This window comes from Amycolatopsis sp. NPDC043887 (genome assembly GCF_056435665.1).
Window position 1 is genome coordinate 303,284 of record NZ_JBWKEB010000003.1, and the last position, 18,102, is coordinate 321,385.

The following is an 18,102-nucleotide window of genomic DNA, read 5'->3' on the forward strand; positions in this document are numbered from 1 at the left end:
TCAGTCCAATCCGCCGATGGCCTGTTCCTTCAACGCCTTCCGGTACTGCTCGAGCGCGACGAGGTCGCCGAACAGGGCGCGGTAGTCGTCCGGCGCCTCGACCGGGGAAAGCCGCTGGAGCTTCGACTTGATCTCGTTGATCTGGCGGCCGACGAGGCTCTCCTGCACCGCCGCGAGTTGCGCGGAGATATAGCGCGAATCGACCTCGCCCTTGGCGCGCAACGGTTCCACCGAAAGCTCGCTGAGCACTCGCCGCACCGTCCCCTGCGGGCAGTGCGGGGCGGCGGCGTCGAGCAGGGCGGGTCCGGTCAGCCCGGAGCCCGCTCCCCCGGCGGCCAGCAACGCCTTGTGGATGGTGACGTAAACCGGATGGGTGAACGCGTCCTCGGGGAGCGAGTCGTACTCGGCCCCGGCGAGCATCGGTTGCTGCAGCGCCGCCTTGAGCGCCTCACGCTGCGCGATGAACCGCGGGTCGCCGGGCGCGGGCCTGGGCAGGTCCTCCTCGGCCGCGGCCGCCGCCGAGGAGGGAGCGGGCCGCCGGACCTCGACGGTGGCGGAGCGTTTCGCCGTGGCCCCCGCGCTGCCGCGCACCCGGTTCACCACCTGCGCCGCGTCCTGCCAGCCGACCCACCACGCGAGCTTCGACGCGTAACCGTCGCGGCTGGCGCGGTCCTTGATCCCCGCGACCATCGGGACGGTCTTCTGCAGCGCCGCCACCTGACCGTCGACGGAGTCGAGGTCGAACGCCTTGAGCATGCTCTTGATCGCGAACTCGAACAGCGGGATCCGCCGCGCGACCAGGTCTCGCACCGCGGCGTCGCCCTTGGCGAGCCGCAGCTCGCAGGGGTCCATGCCGTCGGGGGCGACCGCGATGTAGGTCTGCCCCGCGAAGGTCTGGTCGCCCTCGAACGCCTTCAGCGCCGCCTTCTGGCCCGCCTCGTCACCGTCGAAGGTGAAGATCACTTCGCCGCGGAAGGCGTCGTCGTCCATCATCAGCCGCCGGAGGACCTTCATGTGGTCCTCGCCGAACGCCGTCCCCGACGACGCGACGGCCGTCGGGACACCGGCGGCGTGCATCGCCATCACGTCGGTGTAGCCCTCGACGACGACGACCTGGTGCCGCTTCGCGATCTCGCGTTTGGCCAGGTCGAGGCCGAACATCACCTGCGACTTCTTGTAGATCGGCGATTCCGCCGTGTTCAGGTACTTCGCCGAGACGCGGTCGTCGTCGTACAGGCGCCGCGCGCCGAACCCGACCACCTCGTTGCCGACGTCGCGGATGGGCCAGAGCAGCCGCCGGTTGAACCGGTCCATCGGCCCGCGCTGCCCCTCCTTGGCCAGCCCGGCCGTGAGCAGTTCCTTGACCTCGAACCCGCGATTGAGCAGATGTTTCGTGAGCTTGTCCCAGCCCGCGGGCGCGTACCCGCAGCCGAACGTCTGCGCGGCGGCCGCGTCGAAACCCCGTTCGGACAGGAAGTCCCGCGCCGCCCGCGCGTCCGGGGTGAGCAACTGCTCGGCGTAGAACTCCTGCGCGGCGCGGTGCGCCTCGATCAGCCGGGAGCGGGTGCCGCGATCACGCTGGACGCTTCCGCCGCCGCCTTCGTAGGTCAGCCGGAACCCCACGCGATCCGCGAGGCGCTCGACGGCTTCCACGAACGAGATCAGGTCCATCTTCTGGATGAACTTGATCACGTCACCGCCTTCGCCACAGCCGAAGCAGTGGAAGGTGCCGTGGGTGGGGCGCACATTGAACGACGGGGTCTTCTCGTTGTGGAACGGGCAAAGCCCTTTCAGGCTGCCGCCGCCGGCGTTGCGGAGGGCCACGTAGTCACCGATGACCTCGTCGATCCGGTTGCGCTCGCGCACCTCCGCGATGTCGCTCTCCCGAATCCGTCCTGCCACGCTCATCACTCTAGGCCGTGTCCGGTCAGTCGCTTCGATGGGCTTCGTGATCCAGGTCAGTGGCCGCCCGGGCGCGAAGACCGCGAAGTGACTGACCGGACACGGCCTGACCTCCCGCTCCCCGAGCGCTGTACGGCACACTCGGGGAATGAGCACCGCCCTGGACGAACTCGCCGGGAATTTCGCCGCGCTGCGCCCCCATCTGGTGTCGGTCGCCTACCGGCTGACCGGCACGCTGTCCGACGCCGAGGACGCGGTCCAAGAGTCGTGGCTGCGCCTGAGCGGCCTGGACGAACGACGTCGCTCGGCCATCGAAGACCACAAGGGCTGGCTGACCACCGTCGTCAGCCGTATCTGCCTCGACCGGCTGCGGTCCGCGGTGGTGCGCCGCGAGCGGTACGTCGGCGAATGGCTGCCCGAACCCGTCCTCGGCCCGCTGGGCACGCCGTCGCCGGAGGATCCGCTGACCGTCGCCGTCCGCGACGACGGGATGCGCATGGCGGCGATGGTGGTCCTCGACCGGCTGACGCCGGAACAACGCGTCGCGTTCGTTCTGCACGACGCGTTTTCGGTGCCGTTCGGCGAGATCGCCGAGATCCTGGGCTGCACACCGGAAACCGCGCGCCAGCACGGTTCCCGCGGCCGCCGCGCGGTCGCGGACGCCGATCCGCCGCCCCGGACGGCGCTCGCCGAACAGCAGCAGATCATCGAGAAGTTCATGACCGCGATGCTCACCGGCGACATCCAGGCGGTGGCCGAGGTGCTGCATCCCGACGTCGTCCTCGTCGGCGACGGCGGCGGCAAGGCCCGCACGGCGATCCACACGGTCGCCGGGTTCGACAAGGTCACCCGGCTGTTCCAGGGCCTCATGCGAATGTACGACCCGGCGGGGATGGAGCAGGCGAGGTTCGCGCTGGTCAACGGCGACCTCGGGGTCTACCTCCCGCCTCAGCCCGGTTCGGACCGGTACCGGGCGCTCGACGAGCACGTCGACGCGTTCGTCATCCGCGACGGGAAGATCGTCGCGATCTACGACATGGCGAACCCGGACAAGCTCACCACCGCGCGGACCCGCGTCGGCCCCTGACCGCGTTTAGTCCTCTGAATGCGCCCAGGGCGCATTCAGAGGACTGAACGCGGGAGTCTCAGGGAAGCGGGATCTTGCAGGCGTCGCCCGAGGTGAAGCCCTGCGCGGTGATGTCGAGCGCGCTGTTCATCCGGGCACGCATGTTCTCGAGGCCGATCTGGTAGGTCAGCTCGATGACGCCTTTGCGGCCGAACTCCCGTTCCAGCTCGGCGACCTGCTCGTCGGTGACGGTCACCGGGCTCGCGGTCATCGCGTCGGCGTACGCGAGCGCGAGCCGTTCCTGGTGGGTGAACGCGGGCGACTTCGCGTAGTCGTCGATGTTCTTCAGCCGTTCGATGTCGAGGCCCTCGTGCAGCTGCAGCATGGTCCCGAAGTCGACGCACCACGAGCAGCCGAGCTGGGTCGCGACGCGGTACACGGCCAGCTCGCGCACGTTCGACGGCAGCGTCTTGCTGGCCTTCTCCGCCATCATTTCGTGCATGCCGTTCGCCCGGAGCAGCGCCGGGTGGTGCGCGTAGACGGCCATCGGCTCGGGCACGGCGCCGAAGCGCTTGCCGGCGAACTTGTAGAACAGCTTCAGCAGGAAGCCGGCTTCGGCGGTCTTCACGGCGGGAATACGCGGCATGGTGTCCTCCTCGTGCGGTTGCGATCACCGAATGGACGAGACTGCCCGCGCGGACGTGACAGCACCATCGGTGACGTGCGCCACGCGGCAGGAGGGCCGTCTTTCGCCTTTTCGCCGGAACCGCCAGTCGATCATCGAAGGTACGCTGGCGAGTCGGCACTTTTCCTTCCACCGAGGAGGACCGATGCTCGCCGTCGAGGATCCCGCCACCGGACAACGGATCACGGCCGTCCCCGACTGCGGGCCAGCCGAAGTCGACAAAGCGGTACGCGCCGCCGCCGAGGCCTGGCCCGCTTGGCACGCCTCGGATCGGCGCGCGGCGCTGACGTCGTGCGCGGTCGTCGTCGAGGAGGCCGCGCCCGTGCTGGCCCCCGTGCTCTCCGAAGAGCAGGGGAAACCGCTTCACGAGGCCAACGCCGAGTTCGCCGGGGCGGCGTCGCGGTTCCGGTACTTCGCCGGGCTGCGGCCCGGACCGCGGGCCGACGGCCAAGGACCGGTCGCCGCGATCACGTCGTGGAACTTCCCTGTGCAGTCGGCCGTCGCGAAACTCGCGCCGGCGTTCGCCGCCGGGAACACGGTGGTGCTCAAGCCGTCGCCGCGCACCCCGCTCACCACGCTGCACCTCGGCCGGATGCTGGCGCAGGTGCTGCCGCCGGGCGTGCTGACCGTGCTCACCGGACACGACCCCCTCGGCGAGCGTCTGCTCGCCCATCCCGGGATCCGGAAGGTCGACTTCACCGGATCGGCGGACACCGGGAAGCGGATGGCCGCCGCGTCCGCGCCGGAATGGCGACGGCTGACGCTGGCACTGGGCGGCAACGATCCCGCGATCGTCCTCCCCGGCACGGATCCGGCCGCCATCGCGGAACGGCTCTTCTGGAGCGCCTTCGCCAACTGCGGCCAGATCGGCGTGGCGGTCGAGCGGGTCTACGCCGTCGGGTCCGTCCACGACGGCGTCGTCGAGGCGCTGGCGGCCGTGGCGACCCGGGTCGTGGTCGGCGACGGACGGACACCCGGCACACAGCTCGGCCCGGTGAACAACCGGCCGCGGTACGACCGCGTCACCGGTCTCACCGACGAGGCACGGGCGGACGGCGCGAGGATCGTGACCGGCGGACCACTCGACGGACCCGGGTACTTCTTCGCCCCGGCGATCCTCGCCGAGGCGCACGACGGTATGCGAGTCGTGACCGAGGAACAGTTCGGCCCGGTGCTGCCGGTGGTCCGATGCTCCACAGTGGACGAAGCGGTCGGGCTGGCGAACGCCACGGCGTCCGGCTTGTGCGGATCGGTGTGGGGCGCGGACGAGGAGTACGCCGCCGAAGTCGCGGCACGGCTCGGCAGCGGGACGGTCCGGGTCAACGAGCACCTGGCGATGTCCGTGGACGGACCGTTCGCGGGCTCGCGATGGTCCGCGAGCCGCGCCGGCCTCAGGGGGTGATCGTCCGGACGTCCCACACCCAGACGCCGTCGACGAACTCGGCGGGCTTCCGCAGCAGCAGGTCCACGGTGGTCCGGAAGGCGTCCTGGTGTTCGCGCGGGATCAGCACGAGCACGTCGGCGTTCCAGTACCGCAGATCCTCCAGCGCCTGCACCCGCTGCGAATCGGTGATCGTCGGCGGTATCCCGGTCTGCTTGATCTGGTCGAAGATGATCGACGTCGGCCGCTGGACGGCGCCGTAGCGGCCGCGTTTGTCGTCAGGACCGCTCGGCCCGACGAAGTATCCCTCCGGCATCGAATAGCCGAGGCCCGCGTCGATCTGCCAGTGCAGCGGTTCGGATTCGCCGGAACTCGGCAACGGCACGGGGACCACGGTCCCGCCGGGCGCGACATAGCTCCGCCAGGTGCCGTCGGCGAGGAACCTCGGCGTCGGCGGCCGTTCCTTCACGATCAGCTGCGTCGGCGCGATCGGCAGCAGTACCGCGATGACGACGCCGATCCACAGCAGCCGCAACGGGAATCGCCGCTCCCCCGGCACTTCGGGGAGTTTCGACGCGACCGCGTAGACGCGCTCGGTCGCCAGCGCCAGCAGAGCGCCGATCAGCGGGATGCAGCCCATCGCGAGCCGCGACTCCAGCAGCGACTCGAACAGCGGCAGTTCCGAGAAGAGTTTCCACGGTCCCGGGATCCCGGTCTCCTCGTGCACCACGATGATCTGCACACCGAGCGAGAGCCAGGCCATCACGAACATCGAGATCGCCAGCGCCCGCGCGAACACCTCGCGCCACAGCCACGCGGTGATGACCACCATCAGCACGATCAACGGCCAGCCGAAGAAGGCGTTCTCCTCAGTGCGGTTCATCGACACGTCCGCGGCGGCCTGCGGCTGCCCGGCGACCGACTGCGTCGCGAACCGGGTGAACGCGGCCGTGTCGTTCCCGACCGGGCCGTGCTCGATCGCCTGATAGCTCTGCGGGCCGAAGAACTGCCACCACAGCGGGAAAGCGCACAGCACGAGCGCCACGAGGACCCCGATGCCGACGCCGATCCCCAGCGGTTTCGCCATCGGCGGGAACTCGCGGTAATTCGTCGCGAAGTAGGCGATGGCGAAGATCGCGAACGCCATCGCGAAGATCAGCAGCGGTTCCTCACCGAGGAAGATCTGGTACGCCGCCAGCAGGCCGAGGAAGATCCCGTTGCGGACGGGCCGTTCGCCGCGGGCGATCTTGAAGACCAGCAGCGCGATGAACGGCAGGACGAACCACGCGACGAAGTTCGGGTGCGCGTTGCCGTGCGAGATCATCGGCGGGGCGAAGCCGGCGAACGCGCCGCCGATGGCCGCGCCGACCCGGTGGGTGACCAGATGCCGCGAGAAGACCCAGTACCAGGCCGCCGCGGTGCCGGCGAGACCGCCGGTGAGCGCGATGGCCCAGGTGACAGTCGGGCCGAAGGTGAGCGTGACCGGCGAAAGCGGGATGCCGATGCCGAGCATGGCCGTGTTGGCCATCAGGTTCACGCCGAGCGGATGGTTCTGGAAATGCGAACTGAGCGGATTCCTCAGGTGCAGCACGTTGTCCGCGGTGACGGAGAAGAACCACTCCCACAGGTTCTGGTCCGACGCGCTGTTCCAGAGATAGCCCTCCTTGAGATCGAGCCAGAGCCCGTTGTAGAGCAGGAAGGCGAACAGCAGGAAGCCGCCCATGATGGCGGCGTCGGTGGCGGCGAACCGGCGGGGTCTCGTGGGAGTCTTCTCGGCCTCCACCTCCGCCGCCTCAGTGGTTGCCATCGGAAGTCCTTCGGGGGTATTCGACGGATCCAGGTTTTCGCTGGGCGTGCGGCCGTGGGGCCCTCGTACCGGGCTGTACTCGGGTCTCACGGCCGTGCGTCCAGCGGGAAGCTGGGCCGTCGAGACCCCCGGAGGACTTCCGATGGTGACCACTTAGCCTGGAAAAGACTCACTGACCATCCTCACGGCTCGACAACGCGGGCGAGAAAGTAGATCACACCCGTCGAGGCATGCCTGACGAGCAGAAGGAAGGGCCGATCGACGGCGACCTCCAGGGGTTCGTCGACGATGAGCGACGTCAGCCGCATCAGCACCGCCGTCGCGGCGGCGCCTTCGAGGCCTTGTTCGTCGATACGGAGCACGGACTGGTGGAGGACCTCGGACACTTCGAGCCGATCGTCGTCGGCGAGCCCGGTGAGGTCGGCGTCGGCGGTGAACATCGTCCGCACCCCGAGGTCCTGGAGTTTCGCCGTCAGCGGGCTGTCGACGTCGAGGTCGAGTTTCGGCAGCGACAGGGCGATGGTCTTGGACCGCGTGTTCTCCAGCAGCCGCGCCAGCTTGCCCGCGTCGAGTTCTGCGTCGTCGAGATCGCCGTCCGGAAGCAGGACGACCGCCTCCACCCCACCCTCGGCGCCGAGGCGGACGACCTGCCAGCCGTCCTCGTGGGTGTGGTCGAGCCGCTTTTCGAGCCACATCGTCGGCACCGTACGGGTGCCGGAGGGCGCGTGGAAGTCCGCGGGCGCGGTGTTGTCACGCGAGAACGGGTTGGTCCAGGCGGTTTTGAGATACAGGGCGTTGACGATCGCGGCGACGGTGTCCGGCGCGACGGTCCCCGGCTTCAGCAGTTCGGGGATCAGTTCGCGGGTGGCCTCGGCGACGTCGGCGTTGATCAGCCGTCGCGCGGCCTCCGGATCGTCGCCGAACGGGGCGCTCTCGACCTTCCCGCCCGGCCAGGTGGCGAGTTCCTCGCGGAAGGAGCCCTCGAGCGGGAGCCCGTCCCAGGCCCAGAGCGTGTTCGCGACCGCGAGTTCGGGGCCGTCGTCGAGCAGCGACGAGGCCTTGCCCAGCAGGTCGGCCAGCTCGTCCGGGTCGCCGAGCAGGGCGATCAGCTCTTCTCTGGTCTTCCCCTTGGCGGCCTGCGTCACCAGGCCGAGCGCGCTCGCGATCGAGTACGGCGAGAAGCACGCGTTCTCCGCGCGGCTCGCCAGCACCCGATAGAGGTCCAGACCAAACCGGAGGTGGCTTTCGACAGCGCCCATGCCGCAGACCGTACCGTGGACGGGCCCGCCCGTCTCCTGTCCGAAGGTTCCGCCTTGGGCGATCCGGGTTCTCTAAAGAGGTAAGTCGAAGGTGTCGTGCCCTGAAGGCCCCCTTTGAGACGGTGAACCCCTCAAAGCGGGCCTTCAGAACATCAGCTTCGACGCCGGGACAGCGGTGTCCCCGATGCGGCATCGGGGACGCTCAACGCCTCCAATGCCACATCGGGAGCACCGAACGGGTAGTGAAGGCCTCCTTCACTACCGTCAGGGTAGGCAAGGGGGCCTTCACCACCCTTTGCTGTAGATGAAGGCCTCAGCCGTGCCTGCCCGTGTGCCAGGCGTGCCACGCGTAGGCCTGCGCGTCCGTGAGCGACGCCACCTGGTCGACGACCACGCGCAGGCGCGCCGCGTCGTCCGGGGCGGCCTCCCACGCGGGAAGGAACAGCCCGTCCAGCGCGTCGGGCGCGCGACGGCACAGCGCCTCGACCAGTTCGGCGAGTGTCTGCCGCTGGCCGTCCTGCATCGCGAGGCGCCGCCTGTCGCTCATCACGTACCGCAGCGCGAGCGCCTTGAACAACGCGACCTCGGCCGCGACCTGCTCCGGAATGACCAGCCGCGCGGCGTAGCGGCTCAGCGGCCCTTCGCCGTACACCTCCCGTGTCGCGCCGACGACCGCCGTCGCGAACCGGCCGACCAGCTCGCTCGTCAGCCGTTTCAACGCGACCTGCGCCTTGAGCGATCCGTCGAGCCCCGGTTCGCTGAGCTCGGCCACCACCGGCAGATCGAGCAGTTCCTTCGCCGCACCCTCCAAAGTGGACTGCGACTGGTGCGAGAACCTTCGCGCCGCCTCGGCCACCGCCGCGCGTTCCTCCGCGTCGGCCAGCACCCGCAACGAGATCCGGCCCGCCAGCACCCCGTCTTCCACGTCGTGCACGGAATACGCGACGTCGTCGGACCAGTCCATGATCTGGGCTTCCAGGCAGGTGCGGCGCTCTGGGGCGCCTTCCCGGACCCACGCGAACACCTCGGCGTCGTCGGCGTAGACGCCGTACTTCGGATTGCCTTCTTCCCGTTGCCACGGGTACTTCGTCGAGGCGTCGAGACAGGCGCGGGTGAGGTTCAGCCCGCCCACGACCCCGCCTTCGAGCAGGACCTTGGGCTCCAGCCTGGTGAGGATCCGCAACGTCTGCGCGTTGCCCTCGAAACCACCGCACGGCTGGGCGACCTCGTTCAGCGCGCGCTCGCCGTTGTGCCCGAACGGCGGATGCCCGATGTCGTGCGCGAGGCCGGCGGTGTCCACCAGATCGGGATCGGCGCCCAGCTCGTCCGCGATGCCCCTGCCGATCTGGGCGACCTCCAGCGAATGCGTCAGCCGCGTACGGGGCACGCCGCTGACCTCGGCCCCTTCACCCGGGCCGACCACCTGGGTCTTGCCCGCCAGACGGCGCAGAGCGGCCGAGTGCAGCACTCGGGCGCGATCACGGGCGAAGGCGCTCCGCCCGTCCGCGGCGCCTTCCAACGCCGCGCCCTTGGGCCGCTCCGGCAGCAGGCGCGCCCTGTCGGCCTCGGTGTAGGTGTCCACCCGACCAGACTAAACGTGGTCACCGACACTTATCGGGCGTCAGACCTCGCCGGTACCGAACAGACTGTCCGCCGGCGACTTCGTGAGGCGGTAGTACAGCAGCGCGCCGGTCTCGCGGACGATGTAGCGCGCCTGCGTCTCGCGGGTCTGCACGATCGGGCCGCGATGGGTGGGCGACGTCCAGGTCTCGAGCCCGAGGTCGTCGGCCATCACCCGGGCGCGGAAGGAGTGCCACGGGTCGCTGACCAGCACCGCGGTCTTCCAGCCCCGTTTCCGCACCTGCTCGGCGACCGCGCGGAGGCTCCGCAGGGTGTCGCTGCCCTCGCCGACCGGCAGCGTCGCCGATGTGGGCACGCCGCGTTTGCGCAGCCACTGCGCGCCCGCGTGCGCTTCGGTGTAGTTGTCGTCCGCCTTCTTGCCGCCTGCGGTGACGATCACCTTCGCCACGCCCTGGTCGTACAGCGTCTTCGCCTTGGCCAGCCGGGCCTGGAAGATCTCCGACGGCCTGCCGTTGTACTGGGCCGCGCCGAGCACCACGATGACGTCGGCCCGGTCGCGCACGTCCTCTCGCGCGACCTGCCAGACCCGGAACGCCGTTCCGCCGATCACCGCGACGACGACCAGCAGGAATCCCGCCACGATCCGGCGCACCCAGTTCGCGCGAGTCGGTTTCGTCCGTTCGGCGGTACTCACGCGGGTGATTCTCGCAGAGCGGGGAGTCGATCTCAGAGCCAGCCATGCTCTTCCGCGAGCCGCACCGCCTCGGCCCGGGTCCGCGCCCCGGTCTTGCCCATCGCGGCCGAAAGATGGTTGCGCACGGTTCCTTCCGAAAGGTGCAGCGCACGGGCGACGTCGGCCACCGTGCTGCCGCCCTTGGCGGCCCTGAGGACGTCGTGTTCGCGCCCGGTGAGCGGGCTCGCGCCGGTGGCGAGCGATTCGGCGGCGAGCGCGGGATCGACCACGCGGAGGCCACCGTGGACCCTGCGGACGGCGTCCACGAGCTGCTCCGGCGGAGCGTCCTTGACCACGAACCCCGCAGCCCCCGCGGCCATCGCCCGCGAGAGATAGCCGGGCCTGCCGAAGGTGGTGCAGATGATGATCCGGCACAGCGGAAGCGCGCCGTGCAGCTCGGCCGCGGCTTCGAGACCGTCCTTGCCCGGCATCTGGACATCGAGCAGCGCGACGTCCGGAGCGGTCTCCTTCGCCCGCTGGAGCACTTCGTCGCCCGAGCCGACCTGGGCGACCACCTCGATGTCGGCTTCGAGGCCGAGCACGGTGGCCAACGCCCCGCGCACCATCGCCTGGTCGTCGGCGAGCAGGACCCGGATCACGCGCAGCCTCCAGCGGGTTCGGAGAGTGGCGCGAGCGCGCCGCTCCGCAAGGCGGATGCGGGTACCTCCGCCCGGACGAGCCATCCTCCCCCAGGTGGCGTGGTAGCGGTCAAGGTCCCGCCGACCGCGTCCAACCGTTCGGTGAGCCCGCGCAGGCCGTTCCCCGCCGCGGCGTCACCACCCTCACCGTCGTCCTCGACTTCCAGCCAGGTCTTGCCGAGGCGGACTTTCACCCGTTTCGCCCCGGAATGCCGGATCACGTTGGTGACCGCTTCCCGCAGCACGTAGCCGAAAGTGCGCTGCAGGGCGGGATCGACGTTGTCCACCGCGTGCGGCAGATCCGCGTCGATCTCGGCCGCCCGCAACGCCGCCCGCGCCCCGGCGACCTCCGCCGACAGCGACACCTCGCGATACTCGGAGACCGTGGCCCGGATGTCCGAGAGCGCGCTGCGGGTCAGCCCCTCGACCTCGCGGATCTCCTGCAGCGCGCGGGAGTCGTCCTTGCCGCTCTCCAGGATCCGGCGGGCGAGCCCGGCCTTGACCGTGATGGTGGTGAGACTGTGGCCGAGGATGTCGTGCAGATCCCGCGCCAGGCGCTCGCGTTCACCCGCCACCGCGAGCGCCGCGATCTCCTGGTTGGCCGCCTCCAGTTTCCGCACCGCGCGGACCAGGTTCGCCATGAAGAACATCGCCGCCGTGATCGAGAGGACCGCCACCAAGTCACCGAAATCGTCCTTCCCGACGGCCAGGTGGACGGCCAGCACCAGCAGCAGGGCGCCGCCGTCCAGGATCACCGCCCACGCCGGCGGCAGCGTGAAGGCCAGCACCGACGTCGCGTAGATCAGGATGTACGGGTTGTTGTCGTGCAGGAAGACCAGGATGAGGCCGATGAGCAGCATCACCACCGAAAAGACGTAGGTCGTCTTCCGCCGGGAAGGCCGCAGTACGAGCGGGAACAGCAGATAACACGCGCCGTAGGCGATCAGGAAACCGACGACCACCAGCGTTTCCGCGGTGACCCCGCTGGTGGTCAGCTCGACCACCGTGGGAATGAAGGTCGGCAGGACGAAGGCGGTGCCCAGTACGGCCCACTTCGCCGGCCGAGGCCCCCGCCCGGTCCGCGGCGGCATGTCCGACCACCAGTTCTCCCGGTCGTCCAAACCCGTCTTCACCCTGCCCGGGTACTCGTTCACCGGTTCACCCTTCTCAGACCCGCGCACTGTCCTTACGGTAACGCCTGATCACGAGCGCCCCGAGGACCGCGGTCCACGCCGCCAGCACGCCGAGCGCGGCCGGGAGACTCACCGTGAGCTGGTCGGTGACGACCGGGCGGACCAGTTGGATCAGCCAGTACGTCGGCGTCACCCGGGCGATGCCGGCCATCCACGACGGCATCCCGTCGATCGGGATCCACAGGCCGCCGAGGAACCCCATGCCCATCATGACGATCATGTTCAGCGGCTGCATCGACTCCGGCGTGCCGAACTGGCCGAGCAGGAGGCCGAGCAGCACCAGCGGGATCGCGCCGAGCCAGATACCTGCCACGAGCCGCAGCCAGCCGGCGGCGTCGAGGTGGACGCCTTGGAAGAGGACGCCGGCCAGCGGGACGACGAGCAGCGACGGGAGCGCGACGAGCATCGCCGAGAGCGCCTTGCCGCCGAGGTAACCGGCTCCGGTCAACGGGGTCAGCCGCAGCTGGCGCTGCCAGCCGGTGGACCGCTCGATGGCGAGTTTCGCGCCGCTCGTCATGGCGGCGGAGAAGGCCCCGAAGGCCATCATGTTGACCATGATCACGCCGGCGATGTCCACCTCGCCCCCTGCGAGAACGTTGGCCTGCAACAGGAACATCAGCACCGGGAAGGCGACGGCGAAGAGCACGAACCGCGTCGAACGAAAGGTACGGACGATCTCGGTCTTGAGGTAGGCGGGGTTCATCGGACGGCTTCCTCGCCGGTGGTCAGGGACAGGAACGCGCCTTCGAGACCGACGGCGCTGATCTCGATGTCGTGCGCTCCGGGCACGTGGGTCAGCAGCGCCCGCAACGTCGTGTCGGAATCGGAACTGGAGATCGCCACGCGACCGGCGCGGAGTTCGAAACCGGTGACCGCGGGCAGCCCCGCGATCACCGGCTCAGCCGCCGCGGGCGCCACCGCGCGGATCGTGCGCCCGCCGGCCAGCGCACGGACCTGCGCGACCGAACCGTCCGCGACGATCCGCCCCGACCGCATCAGCACGACACGGTCGGCGAACTCTTCGGCCTCTTCGAGATAGTGGGTCGCGAACAGGACCGTGCAACCCGAGTTCGTGTACTCGTACATGGACTTCCAGAACTCGCGGCGAGTGCCGACGTCCATCGCGGCGGTCGGCTCGTCGAGGATCAGCAGATCGGGGTCGCTCACGAGCGCGACGGCGAACCGCACGCGCTGCTTCTGCCCACCGGAAAGCTTGGTGGAGAGCCGGTTCGCGAGGTCATCGATCCCGGCGCGGCGCAACGCCTCGCGCACGGGCATCGGCTCGCGGTGCAGCGCCGCGACCATGCCGACGGTCTCGGCGACCGTGAGATCCTCGACGAGGGCGCCGCCCTGCAGCATCGCGCCGATCATCCCGTCGCCGACCGCGTCCCCCGGCTCACGCCCGAAGACGGTCACGGAGCCGCTGTCGGGCACGCTCAGGCCCAGGATCATGTCGACCGTGGTGGATTTGCCCGCGCCGTTGGGGCCGAGGAGGGCGACCACCTCGCCCGGCGCGATCGTCAGGTCCACGCCGTCGACGGCGTGGACGTCGCCGTAGTGCTTACGCAGACCGGAAAGCCGGACCGCCGCCCCCGCGGTGATGTCTTGTTCTCGCATGCCTCAAGCCTGTCGCGACCGGGCGGCCTGGGCGTGGGCCGCGCGTCACGACCTGAGGGTGACAGTTGTCAGGGGTATAGCGCGTGAAGGCCCCCTTCCCTCGGCTGAGCAGAGGGAAGGGGGCCTTCACGCGCTAGGAACGGGCGTCAGGCGCCGATCAGCCGACCCGCCAGGTACGACTCCAGCTTGTCGATCGCGACCCGCTCCTGCGCCATGGTGTCGCGCTCCCGCACGGTCACCGCGTGGTCGTTGAGCGAGTCGAAGTCGACGGTGACGCAGTACGGCGTCCCGATCTCGTCCTGGCGCCGGTAGCGGCGGCCGATCGCGCCGGCGTCGTCGAAGTCGGCGTTCCAGTGCTTGCGCAGCGCCGCCGCGACGTCGCGCGCCTTCGGCGTGAGATCGGCGTTGCGCGACAACGGGAGGACGGCGACCTTGAACGGCGCGAGCCGGTAGTCCAGCTTGAGCACCGCGCGGGTGTCGGTGCTGCCCTTGGCGTTCGGCACCTCTTCCTCGTGGTACGCGTCGACGAGGAACGCCATCATCGACCGGCCGACACCGGCCGCGGGCTCGATGACGAACGGGCGGAACCGCTGCTTCGTGGCCTGGTCGAAGAACGACAGGTCGACGCCGGAGTGGTTCGAGTGCGTCGTGAGGTCGAAGTCGGTGCGGTTCGCGATGCCTTCGAGCTCGCCCCATTCCTGGCCCGCGTTGAACGCGAAGCGGTACTCGATGTCGACGGTGCGCTTCGAGTAGTGGGAAAGCTTTTCCTTTGGGTGCTCGTAAAGGCGGAGGTTGTCCGCCTTGATGCCGAGATCCTTGTACCACTCGGTGCGCGCGTCGATCCAGTACTGGTGCCAGGTCTCGTCCTCGCCCGGCTCGACGAAGAACTCCATCTCCATCTGCTCGAACTCGCGCGTGCGGAAGATGAAGTTGCCCGGCGTGATCTCGTTCCGGAACGATTTGCCGATCTGGCCGATGCCGAACGGCGGCTTCTTGCGCGCCGCGGTCTGCACGTTGAGGAAGTTGATGAAGATGCCCTGCGCGGTCTCCGGGCGGAGGTAGTGCACACCTTCCTCGGACTCGACCGGGCCGAGGTAGGTCTTGAGCATCATGTTGAAGTCACGCGGCGCGGTGTACTGCCCGCGGGTGCCGCAGTTCGGGCACGGCACCTCGGACAGGTCGTCCTCGGACACCTCCTTGCCCGAGCGGGCGGAGAAGTCCTCGGCCAGCTGGTCGGCGCGGAAACGCTTGTGGCAGGACAGACATTCGATCAGCGGGTCGGTGAAGACGTCGAGGTGACCCGACGCGACCCACACCTGGCGCGGCAGGATGACCGAGGAGTCGAGGCCGACGACGTCGTCGCGGCTCTGCACGACGGTCTTCCACCACTGGCGCTTGATGTTGTCCTTCAGTTCGACACCGAGGGGCCCGTAGTCCCACGCCGACTTGGTACCGCCGTAGATCTCTCCACACGGGAAAACGAAGCCTCGACGCTTGCACAGGCTGACGACGGTCTCAATGGTGTTGGCGGGCACTCCACGCTCCGAAGCATGCGGGGACGGGTATGGACTAGAAGGACAAGACTAACCGCCCGTCCCCGCACGACCTCCGGCGAGGTCGGACCGCTCAGGGCCTGCTGACCAAGGAGGCGGTGACGATGCGGTTGTCCTCGTAACCGTCGGTCCCGCCGACGTACTCGCCACCACAGGTGACCAGCACCAGCCGATGCGGCCCGTCCGGTCCGAACAGCTTCTCCGCCTGCTCGGCCAGCTTCGTCTTGTGCACGGTGACGATCTCGCCGATCTGGTAGACCCACTTGCCGCCGTCGGTGTCGACGAGGTCGACCTGCTGGCCGGTCTTGAGCCGCCACAGGTCGTCGAACGGGCCCTTCTTCCCCTTCCAGTTCACATGCCCGGAAAGCAGGGAAGCGCCCTGGCCGGCGCCCAGTTTCGCGCCCCACCAGGTGGCTTCGTCGAGACCCTCGGGGATGGGGAGGGTCCCGTCCGCGGTCAGTTCCTTGCGGATCAGTTTCGCCGTGCCGCCGCCGGGGAGCCTGACCGTGCCGGGCGCCTGTCCCATGTCCGCCGGAGCCTGGGGTGTCTGCACCGACGACGTGGTCACCTGGTCCTGGGCGGCCGCGACGACGGAATCACTCTTTCCGGTGAAAACCAGCACCGCGACCACGGCCGCCACCACGAAGATCGCGCCACCGGCGAGGATCCAGCCCAGGCCGGAACGCTTTCTCGGCCGCTCCTCGCTCGCCGTACCGTCGTCGAACTGTCCCACCATCGGGTATTACTCCTTGCTCGCGTCAAGCCGCCGGAGCGGCCGGTGTGGCTAGACACGCGACGCGAGCCGAGAGAGGTTGCACCGACTTCCCGCATTTCGTCCTCTGAATGCGGTAGTTGCGCACGCATGGACCGCATTCAGAGGACGAAATGCGGGAGTCAGGCGGGCGGCCCGGAAACGAGAGTCGCGACGATGACCCGGTTGTCCCGGTAGCCGTCCGTTCCCCCGAGGTAGTCGCCGCCGCAGGTGACCAGCACCAGCCGGTGCGGCCCGCTCTGCGCGAACAGCTTCGCCGCCCGCGCGGGCAGGTCGTTCTTGTGCACGGTGACGACCTCGCGCACGCGATAGACCCAGATGCCGCCCGCCGCGTCGCTGACGGCCACCTCCTGGCCCTCGTGCATCCGCCACAGCTCGTCGAAGGGCCCTTTGACGCCGCCCCAGTTGACGTGCCCGGAGATCAGCGACGTACCCGTTTCGGCGCCGAGCCGCGCACCCCACCACGCCGCGCCGCCGAGGCCGCGCGGGATCGGGAGGACACCGTGGGAGGTGACCTCGGAGCGGACGAGTTTCGCCGATCCGCCTTCGGGCAGGCGGATCGTGCCGGGCCGCTGCCCCCGTTTCGAACTGTCGGCGGGCAGCGCCAAGGGAGCGCCGTCCTCGCCCGGCATGACCGCGGGTTCCGCGAACGAGACCGCCGGTTCCGGCGGGATCCAGGTCAGCACGACGACGCCCGCTGAGATGGCGAGCGCGGTGACGACGGCGGACAGTACCGCCAGCCAGGACCGCACGGGGCCGCTACTTCTCCCGCACCGGCACGGGCTTGCGACGGCGGAGCAGCAGCATGGCCGCGGCGCCGATCACGATGCCGCCGCCCAGCAGCCCGAGCCCGACCACGGTCCGCGTCGAGTCCGCGGTCTGCGGCGGGATACCGCCCGCGGGCACCGTGCCCGGCACCGCGGGCTGCGCGGGCGCGGCGCCGGGTCCCGTACCGCCGGCGGGCTTCGCCACGAAGTTCCTCGGGATACCGCAGCTCACGCCGCCGAGCACGATCGTCGTGCGGGCCTCGCGCAGATCCTTGTCCTCCTCGTCGCGCACGTGCGTGACGACGTCGACCTTCCAGCCCGCCACCGCGGTCACGTCACCGGCGCGCCAGCCGTCCTGCCGGATGAGCTGGTCGAAGGCGGTCACCCGCGACACGGTCAGGTCGGAGGTGGTCTTGTCCTTGCTGGCCGTCTTGTCGATCCCGCCGGTCGACGGCGGGCCGAGCTTGAGTCCCTTGACGTCGATACCCGAAGCGCCGGACGGCTTCAGGTCACCGTTCTGGTCCCGCACCCAGATCTTGCCCACGCTCGTCGACGACGTCGCCTTGCCAGGCGAGGAGCAGTCGACGGAGCTCTTCGCGCCTTCGAGCACCAGCACGGTGTTGTCGATGGGCTTCGCGCCGCCGCGCCCGTTGTCGATGAGGGCGTAGTTGCTCTCCGCGACCGCCGTCGGGACCGTGGTCTGCTGCAGCGCGGCGATCACGTTGTGGTCGCGGCTGGCGATCCCGGCCGGGAAGGGGCTCTGATCGCCGTAACGGCCAAGGTTGATCGCCCATTGGTCACCGAGGGTGGTCCGCTCACCGGCGTCACGCGGGACGACGGTGCGGTCCGGGGAGAGTTTCGACTGGCCGGGGGTCAACGGCGAACGCTGGGTCTCGGTGATCAGTGATCCCGGGTTCCCGATGCGCACCGACGCCACGTTCGCGAACGACACGGGACCGGTCTTCTCATCGACGGCCTGCGTCGTCTGCGCCGAGGCGAGCCCCGGAACCGACGCCAAAGCGATGGCCGCCGTCGCGGCGGCCAGCTTCGTCACGAAACGAGTCATGTCTCCCCACTGCCTCTCGGGCTCTCAGAGCGCGATCGTCAGCGAGAAGCGACGAAACGCTCCGCGACAACCTTGCACCGTC

Annotated in this window: 16 protein-coding genes; 2 read left to right on the forward strand and 14 right to left on the reverse strand. The window is 69.5% G+C overall.

The features are described from left to right. Positions 1 to 1,908: a DNA primase gene (dnaG, locus tag AC069H_RS10815; protein WP_478227740.1), complete on the reverse strand. Its 1,908-nt coding sequence runs from the start codon at positions 1,906 to 1,908 to the stop codon at positions 1 to 3. A 142-nt stretch (positions 1,909 to 2,050) separates the two neighbouring features. On the opposite strand from dnaG, the gene AC069H_RS10820 reads away from it, so the two are divergent. Further along, positions 2,051 to 2,989 carry a sigma-70 family RNA polymerase sigma factor gene (locus AC069H_RS10820; protein WP_478232114.1) on the forward strand — a complete coding sequence of 313 codons (939 nt, stop codon included), beginning with the start codon at positions 2,051 to 2,053 and terminating at the stop codon, positions 2,987 to 2,989. Between the two features lie 58 nt (positions 2,990 to 3,047). On the opposite strand, the gene AC069H_RS10825 is transcribed toward AC069H_RS10820, so the two are convergent. Continuing rightward, positions 3,048 to 3,614 (reverse strand): carboxymuconolactone decarboxylase family protein, encoded by a 567-nt coding sequence (locus AC069H_RS10825; RefSeq protein WP_478232115.1) that lies wholly within the window; start codon positions 3,612 to 3,614, stop codon positions 3,048 to 3,050. A gap of 184 nt (positions 3,615 to 3,798) precedes the next feature. Between AC069H_RS10825 and AC069H_RS10830 the strand changes: the two genes are divergently transcribed. After that, the gene (locus tag AC069H_RS10830) at positions 3,799 to 5,055 is read left to right on the forward strand and encodes an aldehyde dehydrogenase family protein (protein WP_478232116.1); all 1,257 of its coding nucleotides are present in this window, start codon (positions 3,799 to 3,801) and stop codon (positions 5,053 to 5,055) included. Here the strand turns inward: AC069H_RS10830 and AC069H_RS10835 are convergent. The 12 genes from AC069H_RS10835 to AC069H_RS10890 all read right to left on the reverse strand — a co-directional run bounded on the left by AC069H_RS10835 (position 5,045) and on the right by AC069H_RS10890 (position 18,020). Continuing rightward, entirely contained in the window at positions 5,045 to 6,841 is a 1,797-nt protein-coding gene (locus AC069H_RS10835; RefSeq protein WP_478232117.1) for a glycosyl transferase, read from the reverse strand. The two genes, AC069H_RS10830 and AC069H_RS10835, sit on opposite strands and share 11 nt — an antisense overlap. A gap of 182 nt (positions 6,842 to 7,023) precedes the next feature. Further along, positions 7,024 to 8,100, reverse strand: a complete 1,077-nt coding sequence (locus tag AC069H_RS10840) for a serpin family protein (protein WP_478232118.1) — start codon at positions 8,098 to 8,100, stop codon at positions 7,024 to 7,026. A 313-nt stretch (positions 8,101 to 8,413) separates the two neighbouring features. Continuing rightward, positions 8,414 to 9,682, reverse strand: a complete 1,269-nt coding sequence (locus tag AC069H_RS10845; RefSeq protein WP_478232119.1) for a deoxyguanosinetriphosphate triphosphohydrolase — start codon at positions 9,680 to 9,682, stop codon at positions 8,414 to 8,416. Positions 9,683 to 9,721: 39 nt separating this feature from the next. Next, positions 9,722 to 10,375: a YdcF family protein gene (locus AC069H_RS10850; protein ID WP_478227733.1), complete on the reverse strand. Its 654-nt coding sequence runs from the start codon at positions 10,373 to 10,375 to the stop codon at positions 9,722 to 9,724. A gap of 32 nt (positions 10,376 to 10,407) precedes the next feature. Beyond that, the gene (locus AC069H_RS10855) at positions 10,408 to 11,013 is read right to left on the reverse strand and encodes a response regulator transcription factor (protein ID WP_478232120.1); all 606 of its coding nucleotides are present in this window, start codon (positions 11,011 to 11,013) and stop codon (positions 10,408 to 10,410) included. Beyond that, positions 11,010 to 12,206 (reverse strand): sensor histidine kinase, encoded by a 1,197-nt coding sequence (locus AC069H_RS10860; RefSeq protein WP_478232121.1) that lies wholly within the window; start codon positions 12,204 to 12,206, stop codon positions 11,010 to 11,012. Before AC069H_RS10860 ends, AC069H_RS10855 begins: the two co-directional genes overlap by 4 nt. A 13-nt stretch (positions 12,207 to 12,219) precedes the next feature. Further along, positions 12,220 to 12,948 (reverse strand): ABC transporter permease, encoded by a 729-nt coding sequence (locus tag AC069H_RS10865; RefSeq protein WP_478232122.1) that lies wholly within the window; start codon positions 12,946 to 12,948, stop codon positions 12,220 to 12,222. Then, positions 12,945 to 13,862, reverse strand: coding sequence for an ABC transporter ATP-binding protein (locus AC069H_RS10870; protein ID WP_478232123.1), 918 nt, complete (start codon positions 13,860 to 13,862; stop codon positions 12,945 to 12,947). Before AC069H_RS10870 ends, AC069H_RS10865 begins: the two co-directional genes overlap by 4 nt. A gap of 146 nt (positions 13,863 to 14,008) precedes the next feature. After that, complete coding sequence (locus tag AC069H_RS10875) at positions 14,009 to 15,397, reverse strand: glycine--tRNA ligase (protein ID WP_340685416.1); 1,389 nt, start codon at positions 15,395 to 15,397, stop codon at positions 14,009 to 14,011. Positions 15,398 to 15,488: 91 nt separating this feature from the next. Continuing rightward, positions 15,489 to 16,151: a class F sortase gene (locus tag AC069H_RS10880; protein WP_478232124.1), complete on the reverse strand. Its 663-nt coding sequence runs from the start codon at positions 16,149 to 16,151 to the stop codon at positions 15,489 to 15,491. A 158-nt stretch (positions 16,152 to 16,309) separates the two neighbouring features. Continuing rightward, the gene (locus AC069H_RS10885) at positions 16,310 to 16,939 is read right to left on the reverse strand and encodes a class F sortase (RefSeq protein WP_478232125.1); all 630 of its coding nucleotides are present in this window, start codon (positions 16,937 to 16,939) and stop codon (positions 16,310 to 16,312) included. A gap of 7 nt (positions 16,940 to 16,946) precedes the next feature. After that, entirely contained in the window at positions 16,947 to 18,020 is a 1,074-nt protein-coding gene (locus tag AC069H_RS10890; RefSeq protein WP_478232126.1) for a hypothetical protein, read from the reverse strand. Positions 18,021 to 18,102 lie beyond the last annotated feature (82 nt).

Coding starts and splice junctions, on each gene's coding strand:
- dnaG (WP_478227740.1), bottom strand. CDS start 1,908: ATGAGCGTGGCAGGACGGATTCGGGAGAGCGACATCGCGGAGGTGCGC.
- AC069H_RS10820 (WP_478232114.1), top strand. CDS start 2,051: ATGAGCACCGCCCTGGACGAACTCGCCGGGAATTTCGCCGCGCTGCGC.
- AC069H_RS10825 (WP_478232115.1), bottom strand. CDS start 3,614: ATGCCGCGTATTCCCGCCGTGAAGACCGCCGAAGCCGGCTTCCTGCTG.
- AC069H_RS10830 (WP_478232116.1), top strand. CDS start 3,799: ATGCTCGCCGTCGAGGATCCCGCCACCGGACAACGGATCACGGCCGTC.
- AC069H_RS10835 (WP_478232117.1), bottom strand. CDS start 6,841: ATGGCAACCACTGAGGCGGCGGAGGTGGAGGCCGAGAAGACTCCCACG.
- AC069H_RS10840 (WP_478232118.1), bottom strand. CDS start 8,100: ATGGGCGCTGTCGAAAGCCACCTCCGGTTTGGTCTGGACCTCTATCGG.
- AC069H_RS10865 (WP_478232122.1), bottom strand. CDS start 12,948: ATGAACCCCGCCTACCTCAAGACCGAGATCGTCCGTACCTTTCGTTCG.
- AC069H_RS10870 (WP_478232123.1), bottom strand. CDS start 13,862: ATGCGAGAACAAGACATCACCGCGGGGGCGGCGGTCCGGCTTTCCGGT.
- AC069H_RS10880 (WP_478232124.1), bottom strand. CDS start 16,151: ATGGTGGGACAGTTCGACGACGGTACGGCGAGCGAGGAGCGGCCGAGA.
- AC069H_RS10890 (WP_478232126.1), bottom strand. CDS start 18,020: ATGACTCGTTTCGTGACGAAGCTGGCCGCCGCGACGGCGGCCATCGCT.